This window comes from Microcoleus sp. FACHB-831, from assembly GCF_014695585.1.
In the GTDB taxonomy this organism is placed as follows: domain Bacteria; phylum Cyanobacteriota; class Cyanobacteriia; order Cyanobacteriales; family FACHB-T130; genus FACHB-831.
In genome coordinates this window covers 47,285-61,831 of the sequence record NZ_JACJON010000048.1, presented here as the reverse complement: position 1 = coordinate 61,831, position 14,547 = coordinate 47,285, and the positions used below count along the sequence as shown (strand labels likewise).

Below are 14,547 nucleotides of genomic sequence, written 5' to 3'. Positions count from 1 at the left end.
TCTCGCTCAAAGTTCCCGTCTAAAAAGCCATTTCATAGGGGAACTGGAACTCAATGTGAACATCTTAACTTCTCCATTCTCAACACTGCTTAGAGCTTAACCGAGAAGTATTGGGATAGCCCCAACTTTCTCCCACCGCTGGCGAATCTATATTTTCTCCCTTACGAATTTGACCGCAGTGCAGCCAGAAGCGACCTTCGTTGGAGGACGGAGCTAACGCCTCTCCAGCAGGTATGCGTGTTGCTACTAGATAAGGCAAATGGTGTCTTTCAAGTCATCAAACTGAAAGCAGCAGCCTTTGCACTGATATCGTTGACAATGAGGTTGAGTGTCATCATTTCCCGCTTGATAACTTCCCAGCTATCACAGCGCGGACAGGTTACGCCATCAGCACATCGTCGAAAAGCGTACCGTCTGATAACATTTGGCATCGTCGCTCAGGGTAGCAAGGTTGATCATCTCAGACTCAGGTTCTATCTGCTGTCGGCATCCTACCAAGAACTCTATGTGTGTTCCACCTCCCTGAAACAGCTATTGAGCTAAATGGGCAATCCAATACGAAAATTCCTTCCAGCATATAAAATATGAACTTTTGTAACACCAGGCATAAATTTCTGCTTGTGCTGACGAGTAGTTAGTGTAAAGCTTAATGAGGGCGTAATTGGTTATGAATAACCTGTCAACAAGTATTCATCAAAAAGTTCGTGTAGGGGCAATTGCAATCTGTGCTGTAGTACTTACTACATCTACGGCATATGCTTGGCCTCGTCCGAAGTGTACAGGCAATGATAGAGGTATAGGATCTGTATCAGTAACAGGTACGTCAAGTAGCCAAGTTGGATTAGAGTGGTCTTCTCCAGGAGAGTCATTCATAAGGGTAAAAGTTTGCTTTAAAGAATCCTGGGATTTAGCAAACAAATGCAAAACTACATCTAAGTATCCACAAAATCCATTAACTAGAGATTATAGTTCGCCTGCAAAATTAGACTACATAACCATCTCAGGTTTAAAAAACAAGGAGTGTTATAAATTTGCTGTTTACGGCGTTAATGGTTCTATCAACCCGCCTTTAATTGGTGAAGTAAAGGCAAAAACCAATTAATCTTGGCTCAATAAGGCTTCGAGGGAGTTAAGTCAACAGAGTTTTCAATAAAGCTTTATCTCGTTTTCTGGTATTATAAACCAACTCAAAAAAACCTAAGTAGAGGGGTAATTTCTGTTGAGAAATACCCCGATGCGGACGGAACCAAGAGCGAAAAAGTGACCAAAACCCTTCCATCGTATTAATATGGGTTTAATGAAAGTCATCTTTGCCTTCGTCAGGGTCGGGGCGTACTCGCCCCGACCCTGACAACCCATCTTATGTTCGTAGCCCACTCTGGCAGTGGGTTATAGATGGCATGTTTATCGGTGTAGACAAGGCTGCCCGGCCTAGCCGTAGCCTTGATCGGCGGTTCAATCGCTATTTGCTCCAAATTGCTAACATGACGATTGCCACCTCTGGACATCGCTGAATCATCCCAAAAATCGGCGGTTTTTCTTTCTCAGGAGTGCCCCTGCCCCCGGGGCAGGGGCACTCTTTTTTCACCGCTTCTAAGTTCCCTTTGTGTCCTGCACTGATGTAAACCTCGTAACACTCACTTTCCCAGACAAAGTAACTTCTGGTTTACAACCCACAATCCCTTGCCTCAGTTGAATGGTCATCTGGTACAGATCATCCTTATCTAAGTTCAAGTGTTGAGCAATTTGCTCATTCGATAGGTTCAGCCCCATGAAGTATAAACACAAGAGCCAGATCCGTAAAGGTTGATGATGTCCGGCCAAAATGGTGTCGTTCAAGTCATCAAACTGAAAGCCGCAGCCCTTGCACTAATATCGTTGATGATAAAGCTTAGTGTCATCTTTTCCTCACTCGATAACTTTCCGGTAAGGTAGGAACTGAGCCTAATACCTGTACCGAAATTGAGATAAATTTATATTTTTAGCTAAATATTTTAAATACCCGTTTTGGGTATTGGTTGTTACAGATTTGGTTAATCGTTTATAAGTCTCTCCTAAGATTTTTCAGATTAAATTTGCCTATCAGCACTAGCCAATAGTCTTGAAGCTGATAGCTTTTCTTGCTTTTGTCTTTTAACTTTTGGCTGGGTTAACTAAGTACATTGCCCAAATCGCCATTGCCCGCAGGTAGTGGCTGGCGCGGAAAGTCCCGACGGCTGTAATAGCTTCTGGCGTGCGGAATTGCAGCCCATTTTCGTAAACTTGCCGCACAACTGCTTCCGTCAGTTGGAACGCTTCATCTTTCATGCCCATCTGTACCATCAAGGCAGCAATTCCAAAATTAATCCCCGTCCAAACTTCTAGCGGATGGGTAGCGTTAGGCTTTTCTGGAGATCCATCGGGTCGGACGCCGTTGGCTGCACCAAACTGGCCGTTGTGGAAGTTCAAGAAGCAGGCTTCATACACTGTTTTGATGGCAGAACGAGCGCATTCATCCGGGACAATAGCGGGTAGTTGCAGCAAACTTGCGTAGAAATGTCCGCAGAGTTGGTCTGCCAGAACTACGTCTGAACCGCTTTCACTATCGAGGCGGTAGTATTGACCGTTCCACAGTTTTTCTTGATAGACTGGCCGGGATTGTTCGAGCCAACTTTCGTAAGTTGCAATTACATTTTGGATAGTAGATTTTGGATTGGGGATTGTAGAGGTGTCGTTGGTATCAGCAGACTCTAGTGCAAAATCTAAAGACGGCAATTCTACATTATCTGAACTATCAATTAAGATTTGACCGATGGCGATCGCAGCCTCCAAAGCCGCTAACCACAACCCACCGCAATAAGCGCTAACACCGCGCATCTGCCAGTCATCAAACGTTTGATCCGGCGCACCGGAATTTTCCGGAATTCCATCCCCATCGAGATCGAACGTCTTCAGATAATCCAGCGCTTGCACTATAGCTGGCCAACACTCGCCTAAAAACTCAACATCTGTTGAGCCAGTAAAGACAAAATCTCGATAAACCTGCAATACAAAATCACTAGCTAAATCCTTCCACAAGTTGCAATCTTGGTAACTGGTGTAATTAGTTTTCTCCCAAGGATGCTCGTTTGGTGCGCCCAAATCATGGGGCGTCGCGCCAGCAAGTTTGCGGATTGCAGGGGCTTTATTGTAGCCAATAATTCTAGGTGTGTTGTCGCTGGTAGCAATTGCGCGTGCAAAAGCCTCTAAAACGGCTTTATCCAGTCTTGGCCAAAGCATTGCTAGGGCAAACGAGCCGTAGAGTCGCACGTCTAGGCTCTCGTACCAGCGATAATCTAAACACTCTAAAATGGCAAATTGGCCAATAGGATCGCGTTCGTCTGCCGCAGTCCAGAGGCTACCGCCGCTGCTGAGGTCATAAAGCTCGTTAAACAGCGCCATCTTGAACCAGCCTGGTAGGTCTTCGCGTTCCAGGATTGGCTGCTGCCAGCTTTGAATCCGCTCTTTCCACATATCATCGTGTTTAAGAGCCGTGCGGACTATGGGCCAGACATTTTTGCCACCGCGACCAAAAAAGTCAGTGTAGCGGCGGTAATAGTTGACGCCGGAGGCGAACTCCATAACGGGAAAATCCCAGGCAATGACGAAGGGTATTTGCCTGGTTCTGCCCGGTCTAACAGTAAAACGGATAGCGATCGCGCCTGCTATTTGTTGCCCCGGATCGGCGGGTGTTTCATCTTCGGAATCTGGCAAAGAACCATCAGCAGCAAAGATATCCCAAATATCTCCACCATCGCCAACGGGGTTCCAGCGGCTGTTATGGAAGACTTCTAGGCTGGGGTTAGTTACGCTGGCGATCGCCCATTGCCCTTCCCCCTCGCTGACCTCATCCTGAAGTCTCACGCGGTCGAACAGACAGCCTACGCGGTGGAAGTCCTGAATCCACTGATTGAAATTGCCCGTGCTATCTCCCCATCTGGGTTGATATTCGTATACCGGGCTACCATCGTCCCGCACCTGCACTTGAGGAGATTGAATTGCATTATTGAACCAGCCCACCGTATTCTGCCAGGTGAGCATAATGCTAATAGTTATAGGCTCGTCTGTGGGGTTGTGAGCCGTCCAGTGAAACATTGCTACAGGGTAAGAGCTTTCTTGGTAACTTCCCGCCCAGATAGGGGAATATTGTTCGCAAGTTAGCTGAGTTTTAAACACCCCTTCATAGACAAACCAACTGCGGGGATATAAAGCGTGATAAGTACCGCCCCCCTGCGGATACCAAAACCATCGGGATAAGCTGCCATCCGAGGGCGGTTCCGTGCAAAGGGCATAAGCTTGCGCTTCTGTCTGCGTGCGTTCAAAGACGCTGAACTGACAGGCGGGGAGGCTGCGAAATATATGTTCGCCGCCATCAATATGCCACAGGTTGAAATCGCCACGCGGCGATCGCCCTATGCAACCAGCGCCAAAGCCGCCCAGAGGCATCCCGTGCCAGGGGCCATCATCTAGATTGCTGGCATATCGGACGGTGTAGGGGTTTTCCCATCCTAAACCGATGGGACGACTCCATGTATAGGGAGGAATTTCCGGGCGGGGGCGTTGATTAATCATTCACAGATCATAAAGTGTTGCAGCCCACTTGATCTTATCCAAGAAGGTTGGTTTCTAAGTTGATGGCTAGCGGCGAGGGGCATGGCGCAGTTATGCGATCGCTCCCTTTGGCGCATTTTGGGATTTTTGGTGGTGTATTTGCGATCGCGATCGCACTTTGACCAGAGCTGGTCGCATTTTCTCGTGAGACGCGATCGCTAAAGCAGCCAGCCTGTTTGAGGCGATCGCACCTTCGCTTACTATGCCGAAGTCTAAGCCCACAAACAGGTTGAGATTTTTAGCAGTTATTTTTTTGTGATCGCGATCGCGCAGCGGTTGGATCTGGTCACATTTTCTTCTTAAACTACATCACTGCCAAAAAACCATATTGTCACTAGGCACCAAAGTATTTATCACTGAGTCCACTTTATAGATCCTTCATATTAGATGAATCGAGTTTAGTTAAAGCAGATGCCTTTTCCAGCTATGTTCTCAACAATAAATCGCTCGCACTAGCCATTTAAATCATCGTCACCCGAACCCTGGATTAATTTATGAAAAATATTTTAAAAATTACAAGTTTACTCACTCTAGCTATTGGCGTGCAGGTGGTAAATATTCAAGTTGGCTTAACCCCAGAGGAAAAGAACATTTCGCTAGAAACTATTGAGTTTCAGCCAACCGATGGGGGCGGCCCTAAAGTTAGCATAGGTTCAGGAACGCGCTGATCGAACAATTTAACTTATTAAGGGAAGATTACCACTTATCAATTAATTATTTTTATATAAATATCAATAAATAATTGCTAATTGCCCGCAAAACGTTTAACGTTTTGCGGGCAATGCGTTTTTGTTCGTTCGTCTTGAGAGCATCCCATTTATGCATTCTGCGGTTCGATACCAATTACTATTAAAATCTCAATTTTGTCAACAAGAGTTATTTTCCAAGATGGGAAATTACACATCAAGATAGAGAGTTAAAATTTCCAAGTATAAAACTAATTTTGGGAATTATTGTAAACTTCTTGATATTTAGGAATTTGGGTAGCATCAAATCCAACAGCTAATTGGTTTGTTTTGGCAAGTTGACCATCAAGATAGTGAATAAAACGTTTTAATTCCAGCTGCTTGTTATTGATATTTTCACCAGTTGCCAAGTAGCTGAGGGCTTCATTTTCTAAAGCAACATATTGCAGGTAGAGCGATTTATTATCAGCAACATTTTGCTCCTGTCTGTACATTACAGGCATGGTTCCAAAATAAACTGCACTACCGGACGCCACAATAAATATATTGACTACATATCTATTAGCGCTATCCCATCCACCTTTACTGATGAAGAACAAAGAGACTCCGGCGATTACACTTGAACAAGAGGCTATGGAAATTGATGTAAAAAACCGCGAATAAAAGTACATCATTATACTGACATGAGTTGTAGCTCTCACTCTTAGCTCTTGTAGCTGTTCTCGAATCCGTTGTTTTTCAGCATCTGTCCCTTTTAAAGTCTTCGCTTCTATAAACTGTGACTCCTTGACTTTCAATTTAGGCGAGGCTGCGGGATTAACATGCTTCAAATCCTTCAACCATCGATAGCCTACAATTTCGCCGTATTTATTAAGAGCTATGGTGCTAGAAAAAAGGGCTAGTAATAAGACGCCTGTTAGCAAACCATGCGTAAGTATAAATTCACGAAACTGCTTGGCGAACGGGGATGATTGTTTGGCTGGCTCTTGCAGAGGAGATGATGAATCTGATGGCGCAGATGACATAGGTCAATAAATAGAAAAAATTGAAATTGGGCACGATAAATTTATCCTAAGTGCGCTCGCACTTAGGATCGAGAAAAAATTCATATATTGTAAAAAACTGTGCTTGGCTGGGGATAAAAATGTAGCAGTAAAAACTAAAGAGGCGAAGATTCCATGCCCACAATATCCCCAACACGATCGCGACTACTTGGGTGCAAATCATCAAGGCAGTGCTGTTGCTGGGCGGAACTATCTTGCTATCGATGATGGTGCTATCCACATTTGGCTTTAACCCGATCGCACTTTTCGCCGCCGCATCTGATAATTATGGAGCATCTGTCTTGGCTCCAGGCGACATAGTTTCCGATCCCCTTGATGCAATTTCACTAGGGATGTCGCTCATGTTCGGTACTGCGGGACTTCCCCACATTTTGATGCGCTTTTACACTGTACGGGATGCCAAGGCAGCTCGCAACTCGGTGATGTATGCGACCCCGTCTTCATTGGCTTCTTTTACCTGCTCACCTTCATTTTGGGCTTTGGGGCGATGGTGTTGGTTGGGCAAGATGCCATCAAGCAGATTGACAAAGGTGGCAATATGGCTGCGCCGATGTTGGCAGAAGTTTTGGGCGGCGATGCGTTTCTGGGCTTTATTGCCGCAGTCTCGTTTGCTACTATCCTGGCGGTTGTGGCTGGGTTGACGCTCTCTGGAGCGGCAGCATTATCTCACGATTTGTGGGTGAATGTGGTGCGGGGCGGTGAAGCTGATGAGTCGGAACAACTTAAAGTGGCTCGCGGTGCGACAATGCTGCTGGGTATCCTAGCGATCGTGTTGGGGATTTTGTTTAAGGGGCAGAATGTGGCGTATATGGTGGGTTTGGCGTTTGCGATCGCTGCTTCTGCCAATTTCCCAGCTTTGCTTCTCTCTATGGTGTGGCGACGCTTCACTACTAAGGGTGCGGTGGCGAGCATGGTTGTGGGTACGATATCTGCGTTGGTGCTGATTTATCTGTCGCCAACTATACAGGTGGATATCCTTAACAATGCGGCTCCAATTTTCCCCCTAAAGAACCCAGGATTGGCAACTATTCCGCTTTCTTTTATAGTGGGGATTGCGGTTTCTCTTCTGAGTCCGGAACGGCTAGCTGTTGAGAAGTTTGCGCTTGTGGAAGACCGAATTCACATGGGTTCTGAAACTTTGTAGCAGTTTCGTAGGGTGGGTTAGCGACAGCGCAACCCACCGAACCAAAAATTTGAGAGCGAGTGCCTCTTTCCAAAGCAATAAACATCTGGTTTGTTAGCATGACTATTCTGAATAAATGCGAATCAATCTTTTTTTTAGGTGAAGCGAACCAGGTTGAAATAATTACAATTATTGGCATATTTTTTCTAAAAAACCTCTTTTCAGCCAAGAAAATAGTAATAAACATGGGCTAGCTCTATAAATTGAGATTTAAGAGCCATTATCTATAAAAAATTGCAAGGAAATACTATCTAAGCTGGGCGATCGCGCTAACTAATCTACCTAGCAGCTAAGTACGAAAAACCAGCCTTTCCAAACTTACGTCTGGAGGGGATTTCATTTAGAACTTACGCAGCAGGAAATTTTTAGAGCCAATTTATCAATTGTGGCCTTGTAAACTACTAGCAACTTGAGTTAAATAGGAATTTAAGTTATGACTGAGAAGAGTTAGCTGTACCAAAGAGGGTTGCAGATGAATCAGAAAGAAGTTTTTAAGCTACTAGAATCTCAGCACGATCGCCTCACTTTATTAAAGCGTAGCGCGGGTGAATTACCTCAGACACAGCCGCAATCTGAACTTATGACACAAGTTTTAGATGCATTTGAAATCACCTTAGAAGAACAGCATATTGTTGTCGAGGAACTAGCAGCTAATCGCCAACAACTGGAAGCAGAACGCCAGCGCTATCAAGACTTATTTGCATTTGCCCCAGATGGCTACCTAGTGACTGATGAAAACGGCAACATCCAGGAAGCAAACCTCGCGGCTGGTAACTTACTGAACGTTGCACCAAATTTTTTGCTGCACAAACCACTTGCGGCATTCATAGTTATGGAAGACCGTCAAGTTTTTCGCACTAAACTCTCTCAACTGCAACAATTAGATGGCGTACAGGAATGGGAAGTTCGTCTTCAGCCGCGTGGTGGGGAACCTTTTGATGCTTCCCTGCGGGTGAGTCACATCCGCAACCAGACAAGTAAACCAAGAAAACTTCGCTATTTAGTGCGAGATATCACCTATCGCAAGCAGACAGAAGCTGCTTTGCAAGCAGCGAATCAAGATTTAGAAACCAAAGTAGCTGAACGCACGGCTTTTTTAAGGCAGGCAAATGAGGAATTAGTCACCGAAATTGTAGAACGTCGTCAGACAGAGAAAGCTTTAAGAAAAAGCGAAGAGCGGTATAGAACTTTGGTGGAAACTATCCCTCACGGCATCCAGGAAATTGACACAAATTGTACGATTACATTTGGTAATTCAGCTTATCACAGAATGCTCGGTTACTCCGAAGAAGAACTGTTGGGCAAGCCATTATTAGACTCGATCGCCACTTCAGATCGCAGCAATTTTTTGGATTATATAACATTGATACTGCGAGAGCAGCCTGCACCTACTTCCTACTTTGGAAAGAACCTAACTAAGGATGGAAATTTAATTGATGTCCAGGTTGATTGGAACTACAAACGCGATGCTGGAGGGCAAGTAATTGGATTTAGTTCGGTTATCACTGATATTACTGAGCGCAAACGAGCCGAGGAAAATATTTTAAAGCAGCAGCGATTAATCGATCAAATAGCGGAAACAACGCCAGCAATTTTATATATCTACGACTTGAGCGAACAGCGAAATATTTATTCAAATCAACAGCTAATTAAAATTTTGGGCTATTCGCCGGAAGAAGCGATCGCCATGGGAGACGACCTTCTCCCAACCATACTTCACCCGGAAGATAGCGCAAAATCAGGTGAAAATATTAGTCGCTTTGCTTCAAGCAAAGAGGGTGAAATCTTAGAACTAGAGTACCGGATGCGACACGCCAACGGCGAATGGCGCTGGCTTTTCAGCCGAGAAGTGGTGTTTGCTAGAAATGCCCAAGGATTGCCGCAACAAATTGTCGGAGCAGCAATCGATATTACCGAGCGCAAGCAGGCAGAGGAAAAAATTTGGTTTCAATCGCGGTTGCTCGAAGCAATAGAACAGGCTTTAATTGCGACGGATTTAGAAGGCAAGATTATCTACTGGAATCGATATGCAGAAGTTATGTTTGGTTGGTCTGCATCAGAAGTATTGGGTTGCGCGATCGTAAATGTCAATCCAGCCGAAGCCACAAGAGAACAAGCCGTTGAAATTATGTCTTGCTTGCAAAGGGGAGAAAGCTGGTCGGGGGAATTTTTGGTGCGGCGAAGGGACGGTACGACGTTTCCAATAATAGCGATTGATTCACCCATTTACAACGAACGAGGGGAACTGTGGGGCATTATTGGAGTTTCAGTAGACATCAGCGATGCCTACGGCGAGCTTCGCTTACGCAAAGCCGCTGAAGCAGAAATTCTCGCTTTAAATGCTTCTCTGGAGCAACGGGTGCAGGAGCGAACTGAGGAATTAGCAACTATCAACATCCAATTAACTAATGAAATTATTCACCGGAAACATATAGAAGATATTTTAATAGACTCAGAAGCCAAACTCAACGCAATTTTGAATAGCGCGATCGCAGTTATTTCCTGCTTCCGTGTGTTCCCCAATCGAGATTGGCAATACGAGTACTATTCATTTGGCAGCGAGGCGATTTATGGCTATACAGCAGCAGAATTGATGGCTGATAAAAGTCTTTGGGTATCCCGCGTTCTGCCTGAAGATTGGCAGAATATCATCCAGCCAGCCTTTGAAGACATTTTTGCTTGCTGCGCTATAGAGTACGAGTATCGATTTCGGCACAAAGATGACAGCATACGTTGGATTTCAGGAACTTTGCTCTCGCGATGGGATGAGGTAGCAAATTGCTGGATTTGCACTTGCGTTGACATCGATATCAGCGATCGCAAAGCTGCTGAAGTTGCATTGCGCGAAAGTGAAGAAAGATTCGCATCGGCTTTTCGTGCTAGCCCAATCGCGCTAACAATTACAGCTTCCCCAGGAGGGTACTTTTTAGATGTCAATGAAGCTTTCCTTAACTTACTTGGTTATAGCCGAGAAGAAGTAATTGGCCACACTTCTTTAGAAGTGGGAGAGTGGTTCAGCCTCGACGATCGCAGAAGCATAATTGAAATGCTGGAACAACAGCAATCAGTCCGCGATTTACAAATCCAATTTCGTATCAAATCCGGTGCAATTCGCGATGGCGTGGCTTCTTTTGTAATTATTGAGTTAAGCGGTCAAGCGTGTGTTTTGGGGATGATATACGACATCAGCGATCGCAAACAGGCAGAAATTGAGCGCGATCGCTTTTTCAACCTGTCTTTAGATATGCTGGCGATTGGCACTTTTGACGGTTATTTCACTCATTTGAATCCAGCTTGGCAGACAACCCTTGGCTACACTCTTGAAGAACTCAAAGCACTGCCCTTAATTGATTTTGTTCATCCTTTAGATAGGGAAGCCACTAGGGCGGAAATGGGTAAACTTGCCTCTGGAATTACCCTTACTTATTTCGAGTATCGTCACCGCTGCAAAGATGGCTCCTATAAATGGCTTGCTTGGACTGCTGTCCCGTATCTAGAAGAACGGTTAATTTATGCAGTTGCCCGCGATACGAGCGAGCGCAAACTTGCCGAAGAAATGTTATGCCAACGTCAGCAAGAATTTGAAGCAATTGTAGAAAACTCTCCCGATATAATTTCTCGGATAGATAGAAATCTGCGTTATGTTTTCATTAACCGGGCGATCGAGCAAGCAACCGGAATCTCTCCCCAAGAATTCATTGGCAAAACCCACCAGGCGCTAGGAATGCAAGCAGAAACCATTGCTAGCTGGAACCAAATACTGCAAAGTATTTTTGAGACGGGACAGAATGGGTTGGCTGAGTTTAAATTGCCTTCAGCAAATGGCAGCAGATACTATCAGTCACGTCTAGTCCCGGAATTTGCCCAAAATGGTTCGGTAGCATCTATATTAGGCATCACGAGGGACATTACAGAGCAAAAACAAGCAGAAGAAAAAATTAAAGCATCTTTAAGAGAAAAAGACGCTCTACTTCAAGAAATTCACCATCGTGTAAAAAATAATTTGCAAATTATTTCCAGTTTGCTCTACCTCCAATCCAGACGAACTGAAGATATAAAGGTACGCCAGATTCTTCAAGACAGTCAGAATCGGATAGGCTCGATGGCGTTGGTGCATGAAAACTTATATGGCTCGCAAGACTTCTCTAAAATTAACTTTGTCCAATACATTCAAACTTTGGCAGCTAATTTGTTGGCTAGTTACAAAGTCCATCACAACGCGATCGCCCTACGAGTAAATGTGAATGGCGATGTTTCCGTTAGTCTGGATAAAGCTATTCCCTGTGGTTTGATTTTAAATGAACTGATTACCAATGCCTTAAAACATGGCTTCTCAGATGGTAAAAAAGGGGAAATCATTATTAGCCTTGATGCGAACCTTGACGGCAAATTTACCCTGACCGTTGCTAACGACGGTAACAGCTTACCTGCCGATTTTGACATACACAAGACGCAATCAATGGGACTGAAGCTAGTTATGACTTTAGTAAAGCAACTAAAAGGAACGCTTGAAATAGTTCAAAGTAATGGGTGTGCCTTTAAAATTGTCTTTGTTGCAGGGTTGCAGAGCAATTAATTTAGGATTATTCCTTATATATAAGGAATAATCCTGACTTTGGGTAGATAGTCAGTTATGGCAACTGCTTGCCACGACCCTCACCAATTCTAAAGAAAGTGTTAAAAATTATCAATAATTGAAACTACAGGCGTTTTCCTTACTAGAATGAAGGGTACAGAATTTTTTAAAACTGTATTTTATAACCTGGAAATTATAAAATACAGTTTTTTTGTATGCTGAAATACATTCTTCTATATAAAAAAGGTTAAATACAAAAAATATAACTATGGCAAAAATATTAATTGTTGAAGATGAAAGTGTTGTTGCTTGGCATATACAAGAATCTCTAGAAAATTTACAACACACAGTTGTAGGAGTAGCGAATTCTGGAGCTGAAGCCATCGAACTAGCAGCGGAAACAAAACCGGAGCTAGTGTTGATGGATGTTCAGTTAGAAGGAGATATGGATGGTGTGGGGGCGGCTGAAAAAATATACAACAGCTTAAGCATTCCCATAGTTTATTTAACAGCCCATGCTGACGAACGTACATTGCAGCGAGCTACTACAACAGATCCGTTTGGTTATTTAGTTAAACCCTTTCAAGAGAAAGAATTACATACAACCATACTGGTTGCCCTGCGGCGACATCAGCGAGAGCAGAATTTAAAAGCAACTAAACAGTGGCTTGCTACCACGCTAACGAGTATTGGCGACGGCACCATTGCTACTGATGTAAATGGAAGTATTACTTTTATAAATCCAGTGGCGGAAGCCCTCACAGGTTGGCAACGGCAAGAAGCTATAGGTGAGGATGTCAACAAAGTTTTTACGCTAGTAAGTGAAGAAACCCGCCAAGCAATCGAAAATCCTGGGATGCGAGCAATGCGATTGAATGCTGCTGTGAGTTTGCCAGAGCGTTGCCTGCTTCGTGCCAAAAACGGTATAGAAAGACCAGTTGGGGACACGGCTGCGCCAATAAAGAACGATCTCGGCGAAGTGATTGGCAGTATTGTAATTTTCAAAGATATCACCCCGCAAACTCAGGAAAAAGCAAAATTAGAGCAACGGAACAATATTCTGGAGGATTACCAGTTAACTTTGCTCGCTCAACTCAGGGAACGGACGAGGCAATTAGAACAGGCGCTGGCGATAACTCAGGTAATAAAACGCATTACCGATAGAGCGGATGAGAGCCTGGATAGACACCAGATTTTGCAACTAACCATCGAGGAATTGGGACGCGCTCTAGAAGCTGATTGGTGCTGGGTGGCTATGTATGATGAGGAATACGCGATCGCCACAATTACCTGCGAATACATCAGCAGCGATATAGAGCATCTAAAGGCAAGCGACACCAAAATTAATCTGCAATGTTACCCCTACTTCTATTTGCATCTGTTCCAGAAACAATGCTGGCTGTCGCCACCGCGAGAAATTTTACCAGAAGCCTACCAATCTTTTCTTACTAGCACAAGCCAGCTTTTAGTCTGTCCAATTTGCAACGACGATCAAGTTATTGGCGAGGTGGCAATTGTCACTTCTGGCAAACTACCTTGGTCTCAATCGCAAGCCGAGTTAGTGTCTCAAGCGCTTGAGCAAACGTCCGCAGCCATGCGGCAAACCTGCCTTCAACAAGCGGCTCAAGCGCATATGGGAGAATTGGAATTGCTAAACAATCTTAAGTATGACTTCATCAGTTCAGTGTCCCACGAGCTGCGTACTCCTTTGGCTAATATGAAAATGGCCATAGAAATGCTCTCTATAATCATCCGCAGCATTAAAATTGCTGATAAGTCGCAAGAAGAATTACAGAATAAAAATTTGCTCTGGTCAAGGCTGGATCAGTATCTGCATATTTTGCAAGAAGAATGCCAACAAGAGTTAACTTTGGTTAATGATTTACTTAACTTTCAGAGCGATGAAGCATCAACAGAAAATTTATCTTTAAGCTTGATTAACTTTCAAGAATGGCTGCCTTGGATACTGAACCGTTTTGCAGTACAGACAGCTCAGCAAAGGCTAACCATGACTTATGAGATTTTACCTCAACTACCAATTGTAGCCCCGCATTTACCTAGCATAGAGCGAATTATTACCGAATTACTCAACAATGCATGTAAATTCACACCACCAAACCAACACATTTCGGTGAGTGTTGAAATTGAGGCAGATCAATTAATATTTAAAGTTAGCAATACGGGTATTGAAATTCCATTTGAAGAACAAGAGCGGATCTTTGATGCGTTCTACCGAATACCCTACCCAAATCCCTGGAATTATAGCGGTACGGGTTTGGGGCTGGCTTTAGTTAAGAAATTAGCTAGACGTTTGGATGGGGATGTTCGGGTAGAGAGCAGAAATGGGAAAACAACGTTTATAGTTAGTCTACCTCTGGTTATTTAGCGGATTTTGAAATACGCGATCGC

The 14,547-nt window shown here is 44.2% G+C and carries 11 protein-coding genes and 1 pseudogene; 6 read left to right on the top strand and 6 right to left on the bottom strand.

Features of this window, described 5'->3' with window-relative positions:
* Nucleotides 1-79: 79 nt before the first annotated feature.
* Nucleotides 80-259: a hypothetical protein gene (locus H6F77_RS12925; protein ID WP_190489104.1), complete on the bottom strand. Its 180-nt coding sequence runs from the start codon at nt 257-259 to the stop codon at nt 80-82.
* A 10-nt stretch (nt 260-269) separates the two neighbouring features.
* Nucleotides 270-431, bottom strand: coding sequence for a hypothetical protein (locus H6F77_RS12920; protein WP_190489102.1), 162 nt, complete (start codon nt 429-431; stop codon nt 270-272).
* Nucleotides 432-667: 236 nt separating this feature from the next.
* On the opposite strand from H6F77_RS12920, the gene H6F77_RS12915 reads away from it, so the two are divergent.
* On the top strand, nt 668-1,102 hold the full coding sequence (locus H6F77_RS12915; RefSeq protein WP_190489100.1) for a fibronectin type III domain-containing protein: 435 nt from the start codon (nt 668-670) through the stop codon (nt 1,100-1,102).
* A gap of 491 nt (nt 1,103-1,593) precedes the next feature.
* Here H6F77_RS12915 and H6F77_RS27400 read toward each other — a convergent pair whose 3' ends face one another.
* From H6F77_RS27400 to H6F77_RS12900, 3 genes are all read right to left on the bottom strand, one after another.
* Nucleotides 1,594-1,839: a hypothetical protein gene (locus tag H6F77_RS27400; protein ID WP_199321312.1), complete on the bottom strand. Its 246-nt coding sequence runs from the start codon at nt 1,837-1,839 to the stop codon at nt 1,594-1,596.
* Nucleotides 1,840-2,133: 294 nt separating this feature from the next.
* The gene (locus H6F77_RS12905) at nt 2,134-4,590 is read right to left on the bottom strand and encodes a GH116 family glycosyl hydrolase (protein WP_190489098.1); all 2,457 of its coding nucleotides are present in this window, start codon (nt 4,588-4,590) and stop codon (nt 2,134-2,136) included.
* A gap of 90 nt (nt 4,591-4,680) precedes the next feature.
* Nucleotides 4,681-4,851 (bottom strand): hypothetical protein, encoded by a 171-nt coding sequence (locus H6F77_RS12900; protein ID WP_190489097.1) that lies wholly within the window; start codon nt 4,849-4,851, stop codon nt 4,681-4,683.
* Between the two features lie 272 nt (nt 4,852-5,123).
* On the opposite strand from H6F77_RS12900, the gene H6F77_RS12895 reads away from it, so the two are divergent.
* Nucleotides 5,124-5,297 carry a hypothetical protein gene (locus tag H6F77_RS12895; RefSeq protein WP_190489095.1) on the top strand — a complete coding sequence of 58 codons (174 nt, stop codon included), beginning with the start codon at nt 5,124-5,126 and terminating at the stop codon, nt 5,295-5,297.
* A 269-nt stretch (nt 5,298-5,566) separates the two neighbouring features.
* On the opposite strand, the gene H6F77_RS12890 is transcribed toward H6F77_RS12895, so the two are convergent.
* Nucleotides 5,567-6,340, bottom strand: a complete 774-nt coding sequence (locus tag H6F77_RS12890) for a hypothetical protein (protein WP_190489093.1) — start codon at nt 6,338-6,340, stop codon at nt 5,567-5,569.
* Nucleotides 6,341-6,504: 164 nt separating this feature from the next.
* On the opposite strand from H6F77_RS12890, the pseudogene H6F77_RS27880 reads away from it, so the two are divergent.
* The 4 genes and pseudogenes from H6F77_RS27880 to H6F77_RS12875 all read left to right on the top strand — a co-directional run.
* Nucleotides 6,505-6,807 (top strand): annotated as a pseudogene (locus tag H6F77_RS27880) (sodium:solute symporter family transporter); the annotation flags it as partial.
* Nucleotides 6,808-6,866: 59 nt separating this feature from the next.
* Entirely contained in the window at nt 6,867-7,523 is a 657-nt protein-coding gene (locus H6F77_RS27390; protein ID WP_242022127.1) for a solute symporter family protein, read from the top strand.
* Between the two features lie 511 nt (nt 7,524-8,034).
* Nucleotides 8,035-12,138: a PAS domain S-box protein gene (locus tag H6F77_RS12880; protein ID WP_190489091.1), complete on the top strand. Its 4,104-nt coding sequence runs from the start codon at nt 8,035-8,037 to the stop codon at nt 12,136-12,138.
* 268 nt (nt 12,139-12,406) lie between these two features.
* Nucleotides 12,407-14,524, top strand: a complete 2,118-nt coding sequence (locus tag H6F77_RS12875) for an ATP-binding protein (RefSeq protein WP_190489089.1) — start codon at nt 12,407-12,409, stop codon at nt 14,522-14,524.
* The last annotated feature ends 23 nt before the right edge of the window (nt 14,525-14,547 follow it).

Bases quoted from the DNA above. Each gene is read 5' to 3' on its own strand.
- H6F77_RS12890 (WP_190489093.1), bottom strand. From the start codon at position 6,340: ATGTCATCTGCGCCATCAGATTCATCATCTCCTCTGCAAGAGCCAGCC.
- H6F77_RS12875 (WP_190489089.1), top strand. From the start codon at position 12,407: ATGGCAAAAATATTAATTGTTGAAGATGAAAGTGTTGTTGCTTGGCAT.
- H6F77_RS12895 (WP_190489095.1), top strand. From the start codon at position 5,124: ATGAAAAATATTTTAAAAATTACAAGTTTACTCACTCTAGCTATTGGC.
- H6F77_RS12915 (WP_190489100.1), top strand. From the start codon at position 668: ATGAATAACCTGTCAACAAGTATTCATCAAAAAGTTCGTGTAGGGGCA.
- H6F77_RS12905 (WP_190489098.1), bottom strand. From the start codon at position 4,590: ATGATTAATCAACGCCCCCGCCCGGAAATTCCTCCCTATACATGGAGT.
- H6F77_RS12880 (WP_190489091.1), top strand. From the start codon at position 8,035: ATGAATCAGAAAGAAGTTTTTAAGCTACTAGAATCTCAGCACGATCGC.
- H6F77_RS12920 (WP_190489102.1), bottom strand. From the start codon at position 431: ATGCCAAATGTTATCAGACGGTACGCTTTTCGACGATGTGCTGATGGC.
- H6F77_RS27390 (WP_242022127.1), top strand. From the start codon at position 6,867: ATGGTGTTGGTTGGGCAAGATGCCATCAAGCAGATTGACAAAGGTGGC.